The following is a 20,895-nucleotide window of genomic DNA, read 5'->3' as shown; positions in this document are numbered from 1 at the left end:
TCTGCACGGGCGAAGAGGGTGCCGGCGGGTTGTCGTCCGCGGAGGTGAAGCCGTCAACACCCGGAGCAACCCAAGGTTTGTCGCCGCCGGCGTCAGCCCTTGTAGGAAACTCTCTATCCATGCCACGTCACTCGGGGACAGAAGTATCGATGTCAACGAACGCGCTCATTTCCTCCGCGTAGCGGCTGGCGAAGTCCATCCCGTAAAGGCCGGCAAACATCGGCGAAGTTACCGGCGTTTCTACAGCGCTCCGAGGAAACTCCTCAAGTCCTCGGCGACTCTCACCGGGCATTCCCAGAGCACCAGATGGCCGGTCTCCTCGTAGATCTGCAGTCGTGGGTCCTGAATACGGTCCACCAGGGTTTCCTGATGCTGTCGTGGCACAAGGTGATCGTGGGCGCCCCAAAGCATGAGTGTCGGCACGGAAATGACGCCAGTCTCCGTTGGAGGGTCGGCCTCGTAGAATCCCCGCAGTGAAGCCTTCCAAATCGAGGCCGGCATAGCGAGACCGTCCTGCACCCGATCTTCAATGTATGAGGTTGGCACTGCGTGCAGCATTCTGTACCAGGCCAAAGTTTCACGAACCCAGTTCTCTGAGATCGGTTCGGTGAGCTGCTCGACCTCGGCCGCAAAGGGTGGCCTGCCGTGGAGCGTCAAGGGTGCGCCTACCAACGTCAAGGATGCGACAAGGTCCGGATGAGAGACGGCCAGTTGCTGGGCAACGTAACCACCGCTGGATGAGCCCAGAACGTGTGCATGCTTCACGCCGAGTGCCGACAGCAGGGCCACGATGTCCTCAACAACTTCGGAAAGCGAATAGCCGTCTGGCGGCTTATCCGCCGCACCATGACCCCGTAAGTCAGGCGCGACGATCACAAACCCCGGGAGCGCAGCAATGAGGCGATCGAAACTCCGCCAGGATTCGCCCCAGGCGTGCACGAGCAGCAGTGGAGTGCCGCCGTCGTCGACTGCTTGTTCCAGGTTCCCCTGCACAAAACAAGGCACGCTGATCCCTGTTTTCAACGACACGGTCCTGATTTCGGACTCCATGGCCTCAGCGTACGCTCGCCCGGCCGCTGGCAGGAAGGCAAGTGCTAACCCCGCCCCACCTCCCACGCCCGTACTCCATCCGCGATCTCCTCCGCATGCGTGTGGTGGAGGTAGTGCTCGCCGGCGATGGGCACCACCGTGCCGTCGGTGACGCTGGCGGCCTGGCTCCGATGCAGCTCGAGCCACTCCGGGTTCTGTTTGTTCTCCGCAACGGCGAACAGCAGCAGCGGCAGCTCCTTCGGGAAGCCGGTTCCCTGTGCGCGCTGAAAGTTCCTGCCTATGTGCTCCATCTCGTTGAGGTACGTGGGCGCCATCGAATTCCGGTTGGTGAGCATCTGCATCTGCTCACGGACGTAGGGGGTGTAGACGGGGTTGTCGTTCGCGGAGGTCAAAGCCGTGACAACCCGCAGCAGCCCAAGATTCTTCGCCATCGCCATCAGCCCCGTAGGGAACTCCGTATCCATGCCCGGTTGCCCGGGGACGGAAGTATCGATGCCGACGAATGCGCTCACCTCGTCCGGGTAGCGGTTGACGTAGTCGATGCCGTAGATGCCGGCGATCGAGTGTCCCATCAGGATGTAGCGATTGACGTGGAGGGACTCCAGCGCGCCATGGACTTCCTGCACGATGTTCTCGGTGGTCCGCTCACGGTCGGTCCCGTCGCTCAACCCGTAACCGAAGGGTTCCACCACGATCACCCGATGGTCCGTGGCAAGCTCCCTCACCAAGGGCGCGAAGTCCAGAACAGGCGACGACGTTCCAAACCCGGGCAAGAGGACGACGTCTTTGAGCCCGCTGCCGGTCACCAGGACGTTCATCTTGCTGCCGTTCACATCCACCCGCTGGCCGTAAGACTCGATCTTGGTGATCTCGGCGTTGCTCGCGACCACGTTCACCACGGTGGTTGTGGCCAGACCCGCTGCCAGAACGGCTCCAATGGCCGAGACTGTCACGAGTAACTTCTTAACTGACCTCTTCAAAGATCCCTTTCCAGCACGCGCCGTGCGCCCTCTATCCAGCCTCGCGTTTTCCAGCCGGGAGCGCGTCACCCCAGGGTTCTGACTTGGGTAGTCCGTTCGGGGTACGTGGGCAGGATCGTCAGGATGAGAAGGACCGGGCAGATGCTGGTTTCACGCCGCATAGCAACGCTGGAGTCCGACGCCTGCCTGCAAATGGCGGCGGCAGCACCGCCGTCGTGATTCTCAAGCTTTTTCGGCAGCGGCCTTCAGGTCGGCCGCGAACTGGGTAAAGCTGTCGTCAAATGACGGAATCTTGCTGGCAAAAAGGGGGAAGACAGGGCCGCCGATTTTCTCGGCCATCTCGAAACGGGAGCGGCCGTCGTTGGTTTCGGTGATGGTGTAAGTCCGCGTTCCCAAGGCGTCGCCCCATGCAAGCTTGGTGGGCGCCTGAAATTCCTTGACTTTCAGTTTAAATGTGCGGCTTGGGTCCAAAGTGGAAACCAAGGTGATCTTGGATCCCGGGGCGATGTCACCATCAATGGAGACCACTGTGGAGTTCCATTTCGGGTAGTTCTTGGCGTCCGTCAACAATCCCCACACCGTGGACGGAGATGCGTCGATAGTAGTGGCGACGCGCGTTTCCCGGCTGAAAGTCTTGCTGGTAGTGGTGGCAATTCCATCGGATATTTCAGGCATGGCTTCCGGCTCCTCTGCGCGGGAATGCGGTGATAGTGATGATGGTACAGCTGCGCTGCTACATTGAAACCCATGACTTGGGGTCCACAAAAGATCGGTGCTGTCATTGCTGCGGGCATTGTGCTGGGAAGCTGCTTGAGTGCTTGCGTTGGGTCGCAGCCAGGTGCCACCCCTCCCCCGCTCCCCACCTGCCAGCCCACGCCGCCGTCGGCTCCCAAGGACGGCATCCTGGCCGGCGTAAACCTCGACTGGGAACACGAGACCCTGGAGCAGTACGCCAAAAACCTCGGCGAGCGCCCTGCAGTCACCGTGACCTTTACGGACTTCCCCATGGCGGATACCGACAAACGGAACGTCGACGCCGCATACGAACAAATCCGTGCCAACGGCGGCACAATGCTGCTCACCCTTGAACCCAAGCTTGGACTGGCCTCTGTCACTCCAGAGGTCGCGGAAGAACTGGCGTCCACGCTGGCACGCTTCAACAACGCGGGCGTGCCCGTGATCGTCAGGTTCGCGCACGAAATGAACGGCTCTTGGTATGCCTGGGGCCAGCAACCCACCGCCTACGTGGCCGCCTATCAGCGGGTTGCCACCGCAATCCACGCAAAGGCTCCGGGCAGCGCCATGATGTGGGCGCCGAACTACGGCGGCGGTTACCCCTTCAGCGGCGGCAAATATGAAGCCGTGGCCGGAACCCCGGATTACGCGCTGCTGGACACCGACAAAGATGGCGAAGTCACCGGGGCTGACGATCCATACGCCCCCTACTACCCCGGCGACGCAGCGGTCGACTGGGTCGGCATGTCCCTCTACCACTGGGGCAACACCTACCCCTGGGGTGCCAACGTCATTCCCGAGCCGGGGAAGTTCATCCAGCAACTCACCGGCAACTACAACGGAGCCGGCGGTAACGACCTCGCAGTCCCCGACTTCTACACGGAGTACGGAGCCAAGCGAAACAAGCCCGTCGCTATCCCCGAAACGGCTGCCCTCACCACGGCGTCCGGCGAAGGCGCCAACCCCTTGGCCATCAAGGAAGCATGGTGGGGCCAGCTCTTCGACCCCGCAATTCCACGGGACTACCCGGAACTGAAAATGATCAACTGGTTCGAGTGGGACAAGAACGAGGTAGAGGTCAAAGGCGTGGTGGACTGGACCTCCACAAAGGATCCCGAGGTGCGTGAGGCCTACACCTCAGCCCTGCCGGACTGGTTCAAGTTCGCCCCCGCACCCGAGGCCTGCACACCCGCCCAAGATGGGGGCTCCTAAGCCCGCGGACAGCCCTTCCGCGTAACCAAGCAAAAGCAGGTCCAGTCTTGTCGGGAGTGGCCTACCATTGGCCCCATGGAGACCTTTGATCATGGCGAACACATCCGCGGGCTGCACGAACTGGTAGCCGGCTCCGCCGACATCAAAGGGACCCTCGACGGCCTGACCAGATTTGCCGCGACTGCCATCAGCCAAGGCAGCGGGGCTCCCATCGACTGCGCGGTGACACTTCGCCGTCGCAAGCGCACGGCCACTGTTGCGGGCAGCAGCGAGAAGGCAGTGGAGCTGGACAATCTTGAGCAGACGCTCCAACAAGGCCCTTGTCTGGATGCCTTGGACAAGGGCCGTACGGTTCTCCTTGCCGACGTCGAAACCGACACGAACTGGCCCGAATACAGCAAGCTCTTGGCCGAACATGGGCCGCGCAGCGCCCTGGGCGTGCCCCTGCTGCTGGGTGAAACGTCGGAGGCCGTGCTGAACTTCTTCGCCCCGGCACCTGGGCTTTTTACAGAGGAAGTCATCAAGGAAGCAGAAGCCTTCGCCGAAGTCGCCGGCAGCACCCTGCGCCTGGCCATCCGGATCGAGGCCATGGAACAGCTCAATGCCGACCTGAAAGCTGCAATGGCCAGCAGAACGGCCATCGACCTGGCCTGTGGTGTGATCATGGCCCAAAGCCGCATCAGCCAGGACGAAGCATTCCGGCTGTTGACCCAGGCCTCCAGTCACCGCAACCAAAAACTCCGCGATGTGGCCGAGGAAGTCGTGGAAAAGGTGGCCGGAAGCGCCGACGCCAAGCTGAACTTCGAGGACTAGCCCGGGATCGCCTGAACCGCTTCGGTAAGCCACGCCACGGCCTCAGGCCGCGACGTGAAGAACCGGGTGGGACACGGAACGTGGCTGGTTTGTAGTTGGAACTGGACCACAGTTCGGTCAACGGGGCTCTCGCCGAGCAGCGCGATCCTCGAAGCTGCACACGGTTCTTCGAAGATTTCACGCGCCTGACGACTCAGGAATCCGGTCTGCGCCATGTCCACCAACAGCGGCAAGGACCGGCCGTTGGCCAGCTTATTGACAGCATCCATCGCCGCCCGGGCATTTCCCCCGTCGATGCTCACACCGTGGTTCCACACCAGGTGCAGGAGTCCGTTTTCGAGAATGAGGACGCTGTCGTCCAACTCGATGCGCTTCATCCTGCACCTCCTTGTGTCCTGCTGTGGCGTGGATCCACTGAACTCAGTAAAGGGCAATTGCCCGGCTTCTGCACGGGTAGCCTGTACTCACCTTTTGCCTATGACAACGAGCGAACTACCTGCCCGATTCCGCACAACAAGGAGCACAGTGAGTATCGACATCCCGTGGAACCGCGGCCAGTGGACCAACCAGCCGGCCGCCGTCGTCGAGCATGAAACTGACCTGCTGGTGACCGCAGCCGAAAGCAGCGACGCCTGGCGCGTCACCTCCTACGGTTTCGTACACGACACCGAACACGCTCTTTTGACTCCGTTTCCGCAGGACAGCGCCATGGAGGTTGAGTTCACCGCCGCGTTTTCGGAACAGTTCGACCAGGCGGGGATTTTCGTCCGCGTCAGCGCCGATCATTGGGTGAAGGCGGGTGTGGAATTCGCCGACGGCGCCGCTCAACTGGGCGCGGTTGTCACCGACCGCTTCTCGGACTGGTCGTTGGCGCCCGTCCCGGAATGGAATGGTGGCCTGGTCCGCGTACGCATCAGCCGCTCCGGCGACGCACTAACCATCCGCGCTGCCGCAGGGTCGGGCGACCTTCAACTGGTCCGGGTCGTGCCGTTCGCACCGGAACTGACCGCGTCTGCCGGTCCCCTCGTCTGCGCCCCCACGCGAGCTGGCCTGACCGTTCCCTTCCATTCTTGGCGCGCCACTCCCCCGGACAGCCAGCTCCACTGAGGATCGACTTGCGGGGTGGGGACTTCATGAGATTATGGAGACTTCCGTAGCTAGCCGTCGACGGCGGTTGCGAACCCAGTCGGCTCCGTAACAGTCCTATGGGGGCATATCACGGTGGAAGATACTGCAAGTCTTTGGCGTACTGACCCTTCGACATTCCGCGACGTGGTGATCAACCGCGCCGCACTCGAAGCTGCACTGGAAGGCGACTGTCCGCCTGTGGAGCGCGTAAGGTTCCTGGGCTTGCTGCGACGTGACAGCCAGGCCCTGGAGGAAGGCCTCAAGCTTCTGTCCGACGCCGACTCATCCGATCGCCGGGAGCTGCTCCTGATACTGGCCCAGATCCATCAACGGCAGTACCACTGGCACGACGCCGCAGTGCTGCACGAAAAGGCACTCCGGACAGTCCGTACCCCTGAAGAGGAAGCCTACGTCCGCCACCACATTGGACGCCGCCTCTTTGACGAAGCCCGCTTCCGGTCTGCAGCCGACGAGTTTCAATGGGCCGCTGACCTCTACCGTGTTGCCGGCCAACCGGAAGCAGTGGAAGAAAACCGCCAGGCCATGCGCCGCGCACTGCAGGTGCATGGCGACGAACGAAATGGCGGACGGCCGGCGTACGAGCTGTCCTGAATCAGCGGTTTTGCCCGCAAGGATTTTCGTTAGCGGCAAACCCTTGACGGAGCACTTGCATTTTGCAAGTATGGCCGCATGAGCCTCTTTATCACCTGCCCCGTTGAGAGCGTCGAGCGCTCCACTGCCTTCTATAACGCCCTTGGCTGGACCCTCAACGCCAAGATGTCAGACCACAACGTCTCATGCTTCGAGATCGCGCCCGAGCAATACGTCATGCTCGGCAGCCGGGAGATGTACGCGAGCGTAGGTGGTTTCGAGGAACTGGTCGGCGGACCCGACACGCCGTCGAAAGTCACGGTTTCGTTCGACCTCGGCAGCCGCGAGGCGGTCGACGAACTCACCGAACGCGCCGGCGCCGCAGGCGGCCGGATCGGTGACACCGACGACTACCCGTTCATGTACCAGCGCCAATTCGACGACCCCGACGGCTACCACTACTCACCCTTCTGGATGAAGCCGGACACCGAACCGACCGCGTGAGCGACCTCGCCGCGGCCCTCGACAAAGTCGGCGCACGATGGGCCTTGCTCATCGTGGAACGGCTGCTCGAAGGGCCACAGCGGTATGGCGATCTGCAGCGCGACCTGGGAGTGCCGACCAACATCCTCGCAACCCGCCTGCGTGAGCTCGAAACGGCCGGAGTATTGTTTCGCCTGCCACTCAAGCACAACACACGAGCCTACGCACTGACTGATCGGGGGCTCGCCTTACGCGAGCCGATCGAGGCGCTGGCGCGGTGGGCCGACGAGAAGTGATCATGGGGCGTCATTCACTCATGAGTGACGGTGCTGCACAATCGTCGGGTCGATGACCTGGATGATCAGTGGCGCACTATCCGCCCCGGGCACCCGCCAAACGAGCACGTCAGAGCCAATTCCGGGGACCTGCGGTTGAAGCGGCAACCTTGAGGACGCCTTCGCCGGGCGCCAGCGGCCTCTGGCGTTCGAACCGTCTTCAAGAGCAATCGTCAGCTCGAAGGAAGAAACTGATCCTTCTTCGGCCAGCTGAATATCCCTTGCCACTACCGAACCACGCCACGCCCGGGCTGAGTCACGGGTTTCTTTCCATTCGGCTTCGCCTTGGCCATCAGACTTCGCCTCCACACCGGAGCCGAACAGGAAGATCCACAGGACCGCCGGAATGGCAGCAACGACCACCGTGAAGAGCACGTTGAACCACAGCCCGGGAGTCTCTTCTGTCCACAAAAGATACACACCCCACCCCGCACCGACGGTAGCCAGCGCATTGACTACGACGAAGACGAGCCGGCCAAACACGCCAAGGTGCTTGGGCAGCATCAGAGATTGGGGAGCCGACCCTGTTGCATCAAGGTGTTCGACGAAGTGCACAACGTGGCCCGCGGTGTCTTCTACGTAAGGCTGCGACATAGCGAAACCCTAGCCCACCAGCGCATACGTAAGGTGATCAACTTCCCTCGGGCAGCAATTCATGTAATGTAATAAGCAACCTGATCATTAGCGACAAGGCGGGGGGTGCCTGAATGCCTGATATGGAACGTTGGCCGACCAGCCGGTTGCTGTCCACTGCGGCACGGCTGGTGGAACTTGCTTGGAATGAGAAACTCCGCCCGCTGGGTCTGACCTACCCGGCGGTCCTGACACTTGACGCCGTCGCGGCCGCCGGCCCCATCGCCCCGGGGAAACTGGCCCAAAACATCCGCGTGCAAGCCCAGACCATCGGACCGCTCCTTGCGAGGCTCGAGTCACGCGGCTTCATAGTCCGTGAGGCCAACCGCTTCGACCGCCGCGGCCAACTGGTCTCCATCACCGCCCTGGGCAAGGATCTGCTGGAACAGTCCCACGGCCTGGAAAATGCAGCACTTGCCAACGTAGACCTCGACTCCGAGAGCCTGCGCAAGGAGCTCATCGCTATCGTGAGGGAAACCGAAATCGGCTAGTCCAACTGATGGCCACGTGGACGTGAGCCATCCAACAAGGCAGTATGGAGTTATCGCTGATGAAGTCCGGCGCGCACAGGAGAAGTCTCTCCAAAATCCCGGGCAAGCAAAGCTTAGCGATGCCCGGACAAACAAAAGGGCATCATGAGTGAACTTCACATAGGCGACAGCCTCCCAGTAGACCTTCTGAGCTTCCAAGCTGCTGAATGCTTGGTATCCACCGGGCCGCCCGAGGCCGAGGACGTATGCGTTCTCGATGCAGGACACACAGGCAACCATCTTGCTGCGGGCGCAGACCTGGTGGTCAGGGCCGTCTGGAGCTAAAGGCAAGAGACATGCCAAGGGCAAGCGATTCCCTTCGGGACGCTTGCCCTTGGCATTTAACTCAGGTGCCGCAGAACGTACGGTAGGGGCCAAAGCTCTCAGGTGCCGGAGTAGCGAACTTCTCCAAACCAGGGCGTTTAACGAAGGGTGAAGCGAGCGCCTCAAGCAGTTCCGCCGTCGGGCCCATATCCCCTGTTGTTGCAGCCGCAAGGGCCTCTTCCACCAGGTGATTGCGCGGAATGTAGATGGGATTCACCCGGTCCATGGCATCAGCGTCCGGCCCTACGGCCCGCCAGCGTTCCAGCCAGTCATCGAACGCGGGAAGGTCAAGGACCGCGCCGCGGACGGGTTCGGCATCGCCCCGGGCGGCCTTGCTGAGATTACGGAAGAATGAGGTGTAATCGGCCCGCGCCTCCTTGACCAACTCAAGGAGGTCATCCACCAGAGGCGAGGCGCCGGCGTCGTCCATTCCCTCAGGCAACCCAAGCTTGGCCTGCATGCCGCTGAACCAGACGGCGCTGTACTGCTGCCGGAAGCCGCCCAGCGCCTCCACCGCGAGCGCCACGGCCTGCTCCTCGTCCTCGTGGATCAAGGGCACCAGCGACTCGGCGAAGCGGGCGAGGTTCCACTCGGCCACCAACGGCTGGTTGCGGTAGGCGTAGCGGCCCTGCTCATCGATGGAGCTGTAGACTGCGCCGGGATCGAATCCGTCGATGAAGGCGCACGGACCGTAGTCGATGGTTTCGCCGGACACCGTCATGTTGTCGGTGTTCATCACGCCGTGGACGAAGCCGACCAGCATCCACTGGGCCACGAGCCGCGCTTGGACCGCTATGACCCCCTTGAGCAGGGCGAGGTACGGGTTCTCTTCAGTGCTCGACGACGGGTGGTGGCGTTCGATTGCATGGTCGGCGAGGCGGCGCAACAGTTCGATGTCGTTGCTGGCCCTCGCGTACTGGAAGCTGCCGACCCGGATATGGCTGCTCGCCACGCGGGTAAGGACCGCGCCGGGCAGGACCGTCTCGCGTGGAACCGAGCGACCGGTCGCGACGACCGCAAGGGACCTGGTCGTCGGGATATTCAGGGCGTGCATCGCTTCACTGACGATGTACTCGCGCAGCATGGGCCCAACGACGGCCCGGCCATCACCGTTCCGCGCGAACGGCGTCCGGCCCGAACCCTTCAGGTGGATGTCGCGGAGCCTCCCATCAGCGTCGGCGACTTCGCCCAAAAGGAGTGCACGCCCATCGCCCAACCGCGGCGAATACCAGCCGAACTGGTGTCCCGCGTAGCCCTGCGCAACAGGGGTAGCGGCCTCCGGGACGGCATTGCCCACCAGCAGCCGCACGCCCTCCGGGCTCCGCAGGAACTCAAGATCAAAACCAAGTTCGACGGCGAGTGGCTGGTTGAGCAGCAGGAGCTGCGGATCCGGGGCCTCCTCCGCACGCCACGGGATGGCCAGCTCGGGGAAGTCGCGGGCGAACTGACCCTCGAAAGCGATGGTGGATTCGGCTGAGTGGCTCATCAATTAAGGATAGGGCGGTTTCCGGCGGGGGTGGTAAGGCTACTTAGCGACACGGACTGCAGGAGTTGGGGCGTCCGCGGGTTATCCTTCAAGCCGAATACCAAGAAAACAGGGGGAAACCATGACGACTGTAACCGACTCCACTGAGATCGACATTCAACGAAGGCTCGGCCGGTCATACAAGAAGACGTCGATCATCCTGGGCGTCATTGGGATCTTCATCCTGGGAATTCCCCTGGGCATCGCTGCCTTTATCTTTGCCCGCAAGGCGGAGGTGCAGGGGGGTTAAGGCTACCGCCGGGATCGTGCTGGCGGTGCTCGATATCGTGCTCGCGATCGTGATCATGGTGGTAATGAGGCCGTTCAACATTTAGTCACGGGCAATCCGCCGGCTGGCACGTCGCAGAAAGATCTACGTATGAAGAAGCCATTGTTTGTGTTCCTTTTTGCGGCCGGAGTTACCGCTGCGGGTGTGCCTGTCGCGTGGTTGGTGCTCTCTGTTCTCGGAAAGGGCAATTCAAGTCTGGTGGTCTTGGCTGTGACTGCCCTCGTTGGAATTGGTGGAGGTGCCCTTATCGGCGCCAGGCTCTGGGAAGACCGTCAGGTTCTTCGACAGCGTGCAGCGCAGGAGAACGAAGAAGAGTAGGACCTGGGCACCCCAACATTGGATGAAATCAACTTCTGGTCGAAGCAAAGCAGGCATGGGCATGAATCCAGCAGTCAGCAATTGGGACAAGGTCAGTCCAAAGCGCGCCAGAAGCGCCGCTCGTGCCTACGCGGCTCTGGGAGCCCGCAGCCCAACACAAAGGTGGAGCGCCGCGGCTTCCGCCGCATACACCCTTACGGTGGCATCCCTTGCCGGTCTGGTTATTCGCCGCGGTCAGATCACAGCACTAGCGGGGGCTGAGAGGGACTACACGAGGTTAGCTCGAATCAGGCTCCTAGTGGTGGCAGTAACTGGCATTGGACTATTAGTCCTGGTGAACGTGACCGTTCCGGCAGCATACAGATTTTGGATGTTCGTGGCGGTTGAGGTGATCCTCCTCGGCTTGATGGCCGCTATCCTGCCATCGCGCCGGTTCCACCGCGCACGTGGCCTCCTCCCAAATTTTCGGGCGTGGAAAAAGACCCACGGGGCGAAGGAGACATGGGTCTTGTTTGCGTTGATTCACGATCCGGCGACTACTGCTGACGATCTCGAAGAGGCGATGCGCTCACTGATACCCGTCGTCAGTGCCGGCTGCGCGGCCATAGTGCTCACCACCACAGAGGTGCAAGTTCAGGCCTTGCGCCGCCTCGGGTTCGGCCGTGACAGCGAAGATTCGGGGCTGATGTATCTCATGGGTGGACAAGCACCCGAGTCGGCCAGCAGCCTCCCAGCGTCGAGCGACTCACCTGCTTGAGGCAAGCCCTGCTGACCTCGGCCGAGCACCAGCGGCCGGTGACGCGAACGCCGTCGTACTTGTCGCCGTCGCGGGGTTGCTGGCGCTTCGATCGATATTAATCAAAGGCGAACTACCGTGTAGCGTTCAGTTCTTGCCGATCGCTGACCATGACCAAGGGGCACAGCTTCGTGAGTATCTGAACGATGCCCGGGAAGCAATCTTATGGAAATGTGAGGGCTTGAGTGACGCCCAGGCCCGCACTCCCCTGACTCCAACAGGCACCCATGTCATGGGCTTACTGCTCCACCTACTGTAACCGAATCCCAGTACTTCATTTCATGTCTTGGACGGGACATTAAGAATGTACTTATACGGCACGTTATCGAAGCAGGGGACGCTCGGGCAGACTTCCTCCCACCGAATATTCCCGACCTCACTCCGGGGCAGTGGGAAGAGCAGCATCTCCGGCTGAAAAAGCTAGCCGACGGGGGTTAGAGCCGGTCAGGCTCCGATGGCACTGATGGCGTAATGGGCGATGCGGAGCAAGTCTTCTTTACTGGCGCCGTCGCGGGCTTGCTGGCTCATTCCCTGCAGGGTCGCTCCAACGAAAGCAGCCATTGCGTTCGTGTCGGTGTCTTGGGGGATCCTGCCGGCGTCGCGGTCGCGGGAGAGTGCCTCTGACATGGCCAAGATGTTGTCGTTGCGCATTTTGGCCAGACGCTCTGCGACGTGCCGGTTCGCGGAGGTAACTGCGACGGCGGAGCTGATCACCAGACAGCCTCCGGGAAAGGTTTTTGACGGGTAGTGGTCGGCGGCTTCTATCAGCAGCCGACGCATGAGCTTCAGTCCGGTTTCTTCTTCTGCGAAGGCGATGGACATGAAGTTTCCGTGGGTTGCGTTGTAGTGGTCCACGACGGAGAAGAAGAGATCCTCCTTTGAACCGAAGGCTTTATAAAGGCTGGGCGGATTGATGCCCATGGCCTTTGTGAGCTCCGCCAGAGACGTGCCCTCGTAGCCGCTGTCCCAGAAGACCAAAGTAGCTGCTTCCAGGGCTTCGTCGATATTAAATTTCCGGCCCTGGCCTGCTTTACCTGACATCTTCGTCCTCTCGTCGTTCCTCTCAATAAGAGCCCCCAGCAGCGGATTTCTATTCCGACTGCCTCCACGAGAGTGGTTTTCATGCTGTGGCGAGCGCCACACATAAGTTTTCGACATCTTTCTTGTAGTGATCACTAAACGTATGCAAGTATCTCATCCATGAGCGAAACACACAAAGACAACATCGCCGTCGTAACCGGGGCCAGCCGCGGGATCGGCGCGGCAATCTCCGCCCGCCTCGCCACAGCCGGCCTGACCATCGCTGTCCACTACGGAAAGGACAAGAAGGCAGCCGCCGACGTTGCAGCCTCCATCGAGGCCGCCGGAGGCAAGGCATTCCCCTTCCAGGCGGACCTTGGAAGCGATACCGCAGCACAGGATTTTTGGGCCGCCTACGACAAAGCCGCTGCCGAAGCCGGAGTTCTAAACCAGACGGTTCAGGTTCTCGTGAACAATGCAGGGGTTACCTTGCGCGGGGCCATCGAGGACTTCAGCCGGGAAGACTTTCTTACCCAGCAGGCCATCAACGTCAACGCACCCTACTTCATCGTCAAGGAAGGCCTGTCCCGCATCGCCAACGGGGGCCGCATCATCAATGTCTCATCCGGCGTCACCCGCATCGCATTCCCTGAGATCATCGGTTACGCCCTGACCAAGGGCGCAATTGAAGCCTTCACACTGACCCTCGCCAAACATCTCGGGCCCAGGGGAATCACCGTCAATTCGGTCGCCCCGGGCGTGGTAGACACCGATATCAACGCTGGTTGGCTGCGCGACAACGAAGAAGCCCAAGCAGGGGTCGCTGCCAGCAGCGCTCTGGGCCGGGTCGGACAGCCCGACGATATTGCAAGCATCGTCGCTTTCCTTGCGTCCGATGAAGCTCGCTGGATCACGGGGCAGAAGATCGACGCCACCGGCGGCACCAACCTCTAACCCACCAGAACAATCCTGACGCTTATCGAATCTGCGTCACATCCACACAGGGCCCAATCTAGGCCCCATTCGCATCACATCCAGGGGGAATCATGAACCGTGCCCAAATTCGCGGCATAGACCATTTCGGTCTCACTGTCAGATCACTTCGCCAAGCAATCCATGACCTCAAGAACGCCCTCGGCGCTGAGGTCTGCTACGTCGAAGGGCCGATCACCGATCGGGAACCGGGATGGATGGCGGCGAAACTCGGAGCACGGGGAACCTGCTCATTAACGGTCACCGCAATGAACGTTCGTGGTATCAACCTCGAACTTTTCGAGTACGCTGGCGCCGAACGCCGCTCCTGGGACTCTCCCCCGGGAGCGGCAGGCAGTTTCTTCATCCTCTTCCAGACCCCGAACCCGGACCGCGTGATCGCCAGACTTTACAACGAGAACGCGACAGTTCGCCCTATCGAGCACCCCATCAACGGCTATGAGGTAGCACTTCCTTCCGGGATCCATCTGGCAATCCAGCACAAACCAGTGGAGCGCCTCCTCGGAGCAGTTGCTTTGAGCCGGTACGACTTCGCAAAGGCCCAGCACGAGCTGGAATCCACGCTCGGTTTCAGCCAATACGAGGCCATCAACGCGTTCGGGGCCACTGGTTACCTCTTCAGCAGCAAGCATGGACTTCCGGTGGCAGTACTCCACGGGAACTCCCCCTCACCCCGTCCGGCAAACAGCGACGTGGGCGGCCATCATGTTGCCTTCCACGCAGACGACGTGGACCAGGCGGTTAACTCCTTTCGGAGCATTATTGGTTACACCACCTTGGGCGAACCCGAGACCATCACCGACGGACCCATCGCCGGGGACAGATGGGTATACCTCCACTCGCCATTCGGGCTCCAACTCGAGATCATCAACATGCCCGACGGCGCCCTGCCCTACGAAAAGGACGCTGCCGCGCTCCGGACACCCATCGCGATCGGAGCGTTTTCGTGAGCCTCACCGCCTCCCGCCGGTCGATGCTCAGCGCAAGCGGCGCACTGTTGGGTGCCATCGCCCTGAGCGGTGCACCTGCCCGCGCCGAGGCGGCCGAAACCCAGGCCCGAACCGGGAGCTATCAAGTCATCACCTCCGCCTCCGAACAGTTCGATGACCTGCAGCAAGGTACGAACCTGCGGTGGAAAGGAGAGGCCACGCGCATCGCATTTCCACGCACTGCAGCCGAGGTCGCCGAAGAACTTCGCACCGTCCTGCGGCTTGGACTGAAACCATCTGCCCGCAGCGGAGGGCACTGCTATGAAGCATTTGTCGCCAACCCTGCCGTGGAGTCCATCATCGACCTCTCCGCTATGGACCAAGTCCGCTGGGACCCGGAGATGAAGGCCTTCGAGGTAGGAGCCGGCGCGCAGCTGGGACTGGTCTACCAACTCCTCTACAAACAATGGGGCGTCTACGTCCCTGCCGGGAACTGCCCCACCGTTGCTGCCGGCGGTCACATCGCAGGCGGCGGTTACGGATCGATGAACCGCCGCGACGGCCTCGTCGTTGACCACCTCTTCGCCGTAGAAGCCGTCCACGTCCGCCGGGACGGTTCAGTCGCCGTCAGCCGCGGAACCCGGGACCCACAGGACCGGAACCATGAGCTGTGGTGGGCCTATACCGGCGGAGGGGGTGGGAACTTCGGCGTCGCAACCCGCTACTGGCTCCGCAGCCCCTCAGCCACGGAAGGCCGGCCGGAAAAGGCCTTGCCATCACCTCCCCGTCACGTTTGGCTCAGCACCATTTCCTGGTCCTGGGATGACATCGATGAAGGATCATTCACCCGCCTGTTGAACAACCACGGTCAGTGGCACGAGAAGAACGCGACCCCCGGAACGCCGGAAGCGAACCTCTTTGCCCAGCTCAAAACCTGGCACCGCTGCAACGGCTCCATCACCATGGACACCATCGTCGATGCCGCAGCACCTGATTCCAAAGGCGTCCTGGATCGCTACCTGGCAGCCATTTCAGAGGGAGTCCCTGCAGCAAAAGTAGTCCAGCGCCGAGTCGTGCCATGGATGCAGGCCACACAATGGACCGGGTTCACCGGGCCAGACTCCACCCGACGCTTCAAAGGCAAATCCGCGTACCTGCGTCGTACCTACACACCCGAGGCAATCTCCGCCGCGTACCGCGGGCTGAACGACCCGGCCATGACCAACCCTGGAGCGTTGCTGATGATCGCCTCCTACGGAGGGGCCGTCAACACCGTTGCCCCGGACGCGACGGCTGTTCCCCAACGGGACTCCATCATCAAATTCCAAGTGGTCTCCATCTGGGACAACCCTGAAGATGACCAAAGCAACGTCGCCTGGACCCGCAACACCTACCAAGGAATGTTTGCCTTTACCGGCGGAGTCCCTCCGCTGAACTCCACAGCGGACGGCGCTTTCGTCAACTACGCGGACACTGACCTGGATGACAACAACTGGAACACCTCCGGACTGACCTCGTTCGACCTCTATTACAAGGGCAACCTGCCCCGCCTCAAACGCGCCCGTGCCACTTACGACCCGAAGGGAGTGTTCTCCCATGCCCAAAGCATCCCTCTTGCCTGAACCGACCGGAACACTCCCGGTAACCGCACGCCGCTTGGACGCCCTGACAGGGCTCCGGTTCTACGCCGCGCTGCTTGTTTTCGCCTTCCACATCAGCCTGAGTCGTTTCTACATCGGCAATCCAGACATCGTTGAACCGTTGCAGTTCATCCTCAAAAACGGCGGATGGTTCGGCGTCACATTCTTCTTCATCCTTTCCGGGTTCGTCCTGATGTGGTCAGCCCGCGCCGGGGACACCCCAGGACGGTTTATCTGGCGACGAATTGCCAAGATCGTTCCGAACCATGCCGTGACCTTTGTCATCGCCCTGGCCATCGGCGGACTTGGAGCCTCCACAATGGGTGAGGCGGTCGCAAACCTCCTGCTTGTCCACGCCTGGATACCGGCCGATACTGCGTTCTTCAGCATCAACCACCCCAGCTGGTCGCTCTCAGCTGAACTTTTCTTCTACCTTGCGTTCCCGTTTGTGCTGCCGATGGTGAACCGCATCCCACGACACCGGCTGCTTCTCATCGGTGGAGGTCTGGTCGCGCTGATCACTTTGGCGCCGTTGGCGGCCGGGCTCCTCCCCACCGGAGAAGCCTTCGGCCCCAACCACGCCCAATCGCCGTTGTTCGGCGCCTCCATTCCGCAAATCTGGGCCGTGTACGCACTCCCGCCGGTCAGGCTGCTCGAATTCACCCTGGGCATGCTCGCGGCCAGGGCGGTTCGCGAGCAAACCCTGCCGACCATGCCGCTCGGTCCGGCCCTCCTGCTCGCAGCCCTCGGCTACGCAGGGTCGCTCTTCCTGCCGATTACCTGGCAAATGGACGCGGCCTATGTCATCCCCGTGCTCCTGGTTGTGGTCGCGGCAGCACAAGATCCTTCCCCACCGGCAGTCTTCGCCTCCCCGGCAGCAGTCCGTTTAGGCGAGTTGTCTTTCGCGTTTTACATGGTTCACGACATTGTTCTGACGCTGGCCCGCACGATCATCGGACCGGCCGCGCTGCCGCCATTGCCCGCCGTCATCACCATTCTCGCTGCCTTTGGGCTCAGCCTCGGCTGCGCCTACTTGCTGTGGCGGCTGGTCGAAGTCCCGGCCAACAACGCACTGCGTTCCCGTAACCCCTTTTCCGCACGACCCACCATCTCCCGAGAGGCCTGAAATGACTACCATCAACCGCGCATGGACCGTCTCCGCCCAGCAGGACGTGCAATACCGCGTCGAAACCACCTTTGACATCCTCGACCCCGCCAACCCGACGTTGGTAGATGGAGAACACGGCTCACGACGGCTCATCGTCACCGACACCACTGTCAACGACCTCTATGGCGAGAAGATCCGCGCCTACGCCGCTGCGAATCTTTCCGAATACCGGATCCTGGTCTTGCCGCACGGCGAAACAAATAAGCGTTGGAGCGCAGTGGAAACGGTCCTCGAAGCCATCGAAACCTTCAAGCTCGATCGCCGGAGGGAACCTGTGATCGCCATTGGCGGCGGGGTACTCACCGACATCGTTGGCTTTGCCTGCAGCATCTACCGACGCAACACCCCCTTCGTCAGAGTGCCGACTACGCTGATCGGAATCGTAGACGCGAGCGTCGGAGTCAAGACCGGTGTGAACTTCCATGCCGGTAAAAACAAGATCGGCACCTACTTCGCTGCCTCCCGCAACCTCCTCGACACCTCCTTCCTCAGCTCCCTGGACCAGCGCCACGTCTCCAACGGGCTGGCGGAAATCCTCAAAATTGCATTGGTCAAGGACGAAGAACTCTTCAACCTGCTCGAAGAGCACGGCACCGAAGCCCTGAATGGCCGGTTCCAACAGAACACCGAGGCCCAGCAACAGATCATCGACAAGGCCATCACCGGGATGCTCGAAGAATTGGAACCCAATCTCTGGGAACAGACCCTGGAACGCTTGGTCGACTACGGCCATACCTTCTCCCCCACCGTGGAAATGACTGCCTTGCCTGAACTGCTCCATGGCGAAGCCGTGTGCTTGGACATGGCCCTCACCACCGCCATCAGCGTCCACCGCGGCCTCGTGGCCCCCGAGCAGTCCAGCCGGATCTTCAGCGTCATGCGCGCGCTTGGTTTGCCGGTAAACCACCCCTCCATGAGCGTCGAAGTTCTGGTGACGGCCCTCATCGACACAACCAGGCACCGCAATGGACTCCAGCGACTGCCTCTGCCCACCGGAATCGGATCGGCGACCTTCGTCAATGACCTCACTTCCGGGGACATCGAAGCTGCGCTGGAAATTCTTACCCTTGCCATGACCCGCGACCTGGCAGGTTCCGCGGCATGAATATCCTCACCAAGGTGCCACCGAGACCCCGCACTCCTTCCGGCCACGCCACCGTCCTGGGAGTACACGGCGCTGCAGGCACCACCGGATGGAAAGCCTTTTACACGCGGCGCGAGCTCGAATCCGCGACAGAAGCCGTGGAATGGGCGACGCTCCCTCCCGGCGGCGTTAGCGGTGAACACCGTCACACCCGGACCGAGGAGATTTACCTGGTTCTGAATGGAACCGGCGAGTTTTTCCTCAACGGATCTCCGCACCAAGTCAGTCCGGGAACCCTCGCGCTGACAACGCCCGGGAACACCCACGGCTTGCGCAACACCGGAACGACGACCCTGAATTGGTGGGTCATAGAAACACTTACACCACGGACTCAGAACTGCCTTGAAGGCGTCCCACTCGAAGAAAGATCACCCATGCCGGCCAGCATCCATGACCTCCACTCCACGCCCCGCGTCAGCACACACGGGACTTTTGACGGTCCTCTTGCCGCCATTGAACGCCACACCCTCAGCCAAGGACAGGGCCTCGACCTCGGAAAACCGGGGACGGAAATTGCAGGGTTCCTGAACAAAGGCAGCGCCACACTTTCCTTCGCTGACACCACCGCTACTATCGATGCGCCCACCTCGTTCCTGGTCCCGAACGGATCCAATGCCGTGCTGACAGCACACTCCGATGTGGAACTGTTTGCCGTCGAGCTCAGGACGCCAGCCTCATGATCATCAAGACACCGGACACGGAAGATTACTGGAGCTGCCTGATCCGCCGCGGAATGCTGCACAGCGAAACCGAAACCATCGAGCATTGGGCCTTGGCGCCCCAACAAAGCCTGACGCTAGGCAACCAAGGCGTGCATGAAGCCGTCATCATCCTTTCCGGTCACGCCGATGTCGAAGGTCGGAAGCTTGAAACGGGGTCCGTGCTGCTGGCCCCAGCCCAGCAACATGCGACGCTGAGGGCAGAGACTGAGACAATCCTGCTAAGCGTCAGAACGTACCCTGAATCGGTCACCCGCAACCTCCCGCCCAGGATCCCCGAGTTGCCCGAAAGCGAACGTGCCATCTGAAACGCGAAGGGCAGGGCTGCTGACAGCTTGGTCCCTGCCGTTCGCACTCTTTTTCGCCGTCACAGTCGAGATGGCCCCCACCGGCTCGCTGGAACACATCGCCAGGGCATTTGGTTCAGACATCGGAACAGCCGCAGCCGGTTCCAGCCTCTACGCACTCAGCACGGCAGTCTTGGCGCTTCCCCTTTGCGCTCTCGCCCAACGGTTCGATCTCCGCCAAGCCGCGATCCTCACAGCCGCCGCGTTCGCAGCCCTTGGCCTCGCCACGACCGCGGCACCGGACATGTCGACGTATCTGGTCCTTCGGGCGATCCAAGGAGCCGCCCACGGTGCGTTCTTCCCGCTGGTCTTGTCACTTGCAGCCGCGGCCTCACCCAACAACACCGGTAAAGCGACCGCAAAGGTACTGCTTGGGAACGGCTGCGCACTTGCCCTCGGCGTACCCGCGGCCGAATCGCTAAGTCACCTTGACTGGCGCATCCCCCTTGCCATCGCATCCTGCGGCGTCCTTGCGGTCATGATCTACGCACCACGACCGCAAACCCCGACGACGCGAATAGAGACCACGCCACAGGAAAGTTCCAGCCGCCACTTCCTGCCCATAGCCCTCGTCCTCGCTGTGGCACTGGCTGGACACTTCGCCTATTACACGTTCATCGCGCCCCTGGCCAGCCACGCTCAAGTCCAACCGTCCCTTGTCCTGGCGGTTTACGGAGGATCCGTCATCATTGCGACAGCAATGTCCGGGCGCCTGGCAGGGAGCAGACGCTTGCAGAGAGCCCTAATGGTCATGGTCGCCGAAGCTGTCATCCTCGCTGGAGCCGCTCTGCTCTCAGCACCCATCATTGTTTTCGCCACTTCGGTACTGGCGGGTACGTGCTTCGGGCTGCTACCCACTCTCTTGCAATCAGAAATCCTCGACCGCTCCCTCGGTAACCAAACCATCGCCTCTGGGGCCGCAGTAGTCGCGTTCAACGCAGGAATCGCGGCAGGATCCGCCGGTGGTGCAACGCTGGTGGGGATTTCCGTCCAAGCACCCGCGCTCCTCGGCGCTTGTCTTCTCGGTATCGCCGCCATCATGCTGGCCTTCGGGCAAAGACGCACAAGCACACGGGACCCTGCAATGTCAGGCAGCGCCGCAAGTCCCTGATCCAATCGCGCGTTCCACGCACCTTGGACAGATCGGGCCGAACTCTCCGCGACACCCCCAAGCTCACACACGCTCAACGCGG

Annotated in this window: 27 protein-coding genes; 20 read left to right on the top strand and 7 right to left on the bottom strand. The window is 61.4% G+C overall.

The window, feature by feature from the left end:
• Positions 1 to 240: 240 nt before the first annotated feature.
• From PQ627_RS11025 to PQ627_RS11015, 3 genes are all read right to left on the bottom strand, one after another.
• The gene (locus tag PQ627_RS11025) at positions 241 to 1,050 is read right to left on the bottom strand and encodes an alpha/beta fold hydrolase (RefSeq protein ID WP_274260921.1); all 810 of its coding nucleotides are present in this window, start codon (positions 1,048 to 1,050) and stop codon (positions 241 to 243) included.
• A 44-nt stretch (positions 1,051 to 1,094) separates the two neighbouring features.
• On the bottom strand, positions 1,095 to 2,003 hold the full coding sequence (locus tag PQ627_RS11020; protein WP_274260919.1) for an alpha/beta fold hydrolase: 909 nt from the start codon (positions 2,001 to 2,003) through the stop codon (positions 1,095 to 1,097).
• A gap of 249 nt (positions 2,004 to 2,252) precedes the next feature.
• Positions 2,253 to 2,705, bottom strand: coding sequence for an SRPBCC domain-containing protein (locus PQ627_RS11015; RefSeq protein ID WP_274260917.1), 453 nt, complete (start codon positions 2,703 to 2,705; stop codon positions 2,253 to 2,255).
• Between the two features lie 72 nt (positions 2,706 to 2,777).
• Here PQ627_RS11015 and PQ627_RS11010 point away from each other — a divergent pair, with 72 nt between their 5' ends.
• Complete coding sequence (locus PQ627_RS11010; protein WP_274260916.1) at positions 2,778 to 3,977, top strand: glycoside hydrolase family 26 protein; 1,200 nt, start codon at positions 2,778 to 2,780, stop codon at positions 3,975 to 3,977.
• A 75-nt stretch (positions 3,978 to 4,052) separates the two neighbouring features.
• The gene (locus tag PQ627_RS11005) at positions 4,053 to 4,790 is read left to right on the top strand and encodes a GAF and ANTAR domain-containing protein (RefSeq protein WP_274260913.1); all 738 of its coding nucleotides are present in this window, start codon (positions 4,053 to 4,055) and stop codon (positions 4,788 to 4,790) included.
• Here the strand turns inward: PQ627_RS11005 and PQ627_RS11000 are convergent.
• A complete protein-coding gene (locus PQ627_RS11000) occupies positions 4,787 to 5,167 on the bottom strand; it encodes a DUF7793 family protein (protein ID WP_274260912.1) in 381 nt (126 codons plus the stop codon). The genes PQ627_RS11005 and PQ627_RS11000 overlap by 4 nt on opposite strands.
• Positions 5,168 to 5,315: 148 nt before the next feature.
• Here PQ627_RS11000 and PQ627_RS10995 point away from each other — a divergent pair, with 148 nt between their 5' ends.
• The 4 genes from PQ627_RS10995 (at position 5,316) to PQ627_RS10980 (ending at position 7,288) form a co-directional block, all read left to right on the top strand.
• The gene (locus PQ627_RS10995) at positions 5,316 to 5,897 is read left to right on the top strand and encodes a DUF1349 domain-containing protein (RefSeq protein ID WP_274260910.1); all 582 of its coding nucleotides are present in this window, start codon (positions 5,316 to 5,318) and stop codon (positions 5,895 to 5,897) included.
• Between the two features lie 165 nt (positions 5,898 to 6,062).
• Positions 6,063 to 6,530 (top strand): hypothetical protein, encoded by a 468-nt coding sequence (locus tag PQ627_RS10990; protein WP_274260908.1) that lies wholly within the window; start codon positions 6,063 to 6,065, stop codon positions 6,528 to 6,530.
• Positions 6,531 to 6,608: 78 nt separating this feature from the next.
• Complete coding sequence (locus PQ627_RS10985; RefSeq protein WP_144659229.1) at positions 6,609 to 7,013, top strand: VOC family protein; 405 nt, start codon at positions 6,609 to 6,611, stop codon at positions 7,011 to 7,013.
• Positions 7,010 to 7,288 carry a winged helix-turn-helix transcriptional regulator gene (locus PQ627_RS10980; protein ID WP_274260905.1) on the top strand — a complete coding sequence of 93 codons (279 nt, stop codon included), beginning with the start codon at positions 7,010 to 7,012 and terminating at the stop codon, positions 7,286 to 7,288. The genes PQ627_RS10985 and PQ627_RS10980 overlap by 4 nt, the downstream gene beginning before the upstream one ends.
• Positions 7,289 to 7,306: 18 nt before the next feature.
• Here the strand turns inward: PQ627_RS10980 and PQ627_RS10975 are convergent, their stop codons facing one another.
• Positions 7,307 to 7,921 carry a hypothetical protein gene (locus PQ627_RS10975; protein ID WP_274260903.1) on the bottom strand — a complete coding sequence of 205 codons (615 nt, stop codon included), beginning with the start codon at positions 7,919 to 7,921 and terminating at the stop codon, positions 7,307 to 7,309.
• Positions 7,922 to 8,043: 122 nt separating this feature from the next.
• On the opposite strand from PQ627_RS10975, the gene PQ627_RS10970 reads away from it, so the two are divergent.
• Entirely contained in the window at positions 8,044 to 8,451 is a 408-nt protein-coding gene (locus PQ627_RS10970; RefSeq protein WP_274260900.1) for a MarR family winged helix-turn-helix transcriptional regulator, read from the top strand.
• A 144-nt stretch (positions 8,452 to 8,595) separates the two neighbouring features.
• Positions 8,596 to 8,775 (top strand): hypothetical protein, encoded by a 180-nt coding sequence (locus PQ627_RS10965; protein WP_274260898.1) that lies wholly within the window; start codon positions 8,596 to 8,598, stop codon positions 8,773 to 8,775.
• Positions 8,776 to 8,836: 61 nt separating this feature from the next.
• Here PQ627_RS10965 and PQ627_RS10960 read toward each other — a convergent pair whose 3' ends face one another.
• Positions 8,837 to 10,300, bottom strand: a complete 1,464-nt coding sequence (locus PQ627_RS10960) for a protein adenylyltransferase SelO (protein ID WP_274260896.1) — start codon at positions 10,298 to 10,300, stop codon at positions 8,837 to 8,839.
• 121 nt (positions 10,301 to 10,421) lie between these two features.
• On the opposite strand from PQ627_RS10960, the gene PQ627_RS10955 reads away from it, so the two are divergent.
• From PQ627_RS10955 to PQ627_RS10940, 4 genes are all read left to right on the top strand, one after another.
• Positions 10,422 to 10,589, top strand: a complete 168-nt coding sequence (locus tag PQ627_RS10955; protein WP_274260894.1) for a hypothetical protein — start codon at positions 10,422 to 10,424, stop codon at positions 10,587 to 10,589.
• A gap of 129 nt (positions 10,590 to 10,718) precedes the next feature.
• Entirely contained in the window at positions 10,719 to 10,946 is a 228-nt protein-coding gene (locus PQ627_RS10950) for a hypothetical protein (protein WP_274260892.1), read from the top strand.
• A gap of 508 nt (positions 10,947 to 11,454) precedes the next feature.
• Complete coding sequence (locus PQ627_RS10945; RefSeq protein ID WP_274260890.1) at positions 11,455 to 11,703, top strand: hypothetical protein; 249 nt, start codon at positions 11,455 to 11,457, stop codon at positions 11,701 to 11,703.
• The gene (locus PQ627_RS10940) at positions 11,645 to 12,001 is read left to right on the top strand and encodes a mycothiol transferase (RefSeq protein WP_274260888.1); all 357 of its coding nucleotides are present in this window, start codon (positions 11,645 to 11,647) and stop codon (positions 11,999 to 12,001) included. The genes PQ627_RS10945 and PQ627_RS10940 overlap by 59 nt, the downstream gene beginning before the upstream one ends.
• A gap of 185 nt (positions 12,002 to 12,186) precedes the next feature.
• Here the strand turns inward: PQ627_RS10940 and PQ627_RS10935 are convergent, their stop codons facing one another.
• Entirely contained in the window at positions 12,187 to 12,783 is a 597-nt protein-coding gene (locus PQ627_RS10935; RefSeq protein ID WP_274260886.1) for a TetR/AcrR family transcriptional regulator, read from the bottom strand.
• Positions 12,784 to 12,942: 159 nt separating this feature from the next.
• On the opposite strand from PQ627_RS10935, the gene PQ627_RS10930 reads away from it, so the two are divergent.
• The 8 genes from PQ627_RS10930 (at position 12,943) to PQ627_RS10895 (ending at position 20,813) form a co-directional block, all read left to right on the top strand.
• Complete coding sequence (locus PQ627_RS10930) at positions 12,943 to 13,716, top strand: SDR family oxidoreductase (protein ID WP_274260884.1); 774 nt, start codon at positions 12,943 to 12,945, stop codon at positions 13,714 to 13,716.
• A gap of 92 nt (positions 13,717 to 13,808) precedes the next feature.
• Complete coding sequence (locus tag PQ627_RS10925) at positions 13,809 to 14,705, top strand: VOC family protein (RefSeq protein WP_274260882.1); 897 nt, start codon at positions 13,809 to 13,811, stop codon at positions 14,703 to 14,705.
• Complete coding sequence (locus tag PQ627_RS10920; protein WP_274260880.1) at positions 14,702 to 16,306, top strand: FAD-binding protein; 1,605 nt, start codon at positions 14,702 to 14,704, stop codon at positions 16,304 to 16,306. Before PQ627_RS10925 ends, PQ627_RS10920 begins: the two co-directional genes overlap by 4 nt.
• On the top strand, positions 16,281 to 17,450 hold the full coding sequence (locus PQ627_RS10915) for an acyltransferase family protein (RefSeq protein WP_274260878.1): 1,170 nt from the start codon (positions 16,281 to 16,283) through the stop codon (positions 17,448 to 17,450). The genes PQ627_RS10920 and PQ627_RS10915 overlap by 26 nt, the downstream gene beginning before the upstream one ends.
• A 1-nt stretch (position 17,451) precedes the next feature.
• Positions 17,452 to 18,597, top strand: coding sequence for a sedoheptulose 7-phosphate cyclase (locus PQ627_RS10910; protein ID WP_274260876.1), 1,146 nt, complete (start codon positions 17,452 to 17,454; stop codon positions 18,595 to 18,597).
• On the top strand, positions 18,594 to 19,316 hold the full coding sequence (locus PQ627_RS10905) for a cupin domain-containing protein (protein ID WP_274260874.1): 723 nt from the start codon (positions 18,594 to 18,596) through the stop codon (positions 19,314 to 19,316). Before PQ627_RS10910 ends, PQ627_RS10905 begins: the two co-directional genes overlap by 4 nt.
• Positions 19,313 to 19,663 (top strand): hypothetical protein, encoded by a 351-nt coding sequence (locus tag PQ627_RS10900; RefSeq protein ID WP_274260872.1) that lies wholly within the window; start codon positions 19,313 to 19,315, stop codon positions 19,661 to 19,663. The genes PQ627_RS10905 and PQ627_RS10900 overlap by 4 nt, the downstream gene beginning before the upstream one ends.
• Entirely contained in the window at positions 19,653 to 20,813 is a 1,161-nt protein-coding gene (locus PQ627_RS10895; protein WP_274260870.1) for an MFS transporter, read from the top strand. Before PQ627_RS10900 ends, PQ627_RS10895 begins: the two co-directional genes overlap by 11 nt.
• Positions 20,814 to 20,895: the final 82 nt, after the last annotated feature.

The organism is Paenarthrobacter sp. AB444, assembly GCF_028736865.1.
GTDB classification, from domain to species: Bacteria; Actinomycetota; Actinomycetes; order Actinomycetales; family Micrococcaceae; genus Arthrobacter; species Arthrobacter nicotinovorans_B.
This window is presented reverse-complemented; position numbering and strand designations above follow the sequence as displayed.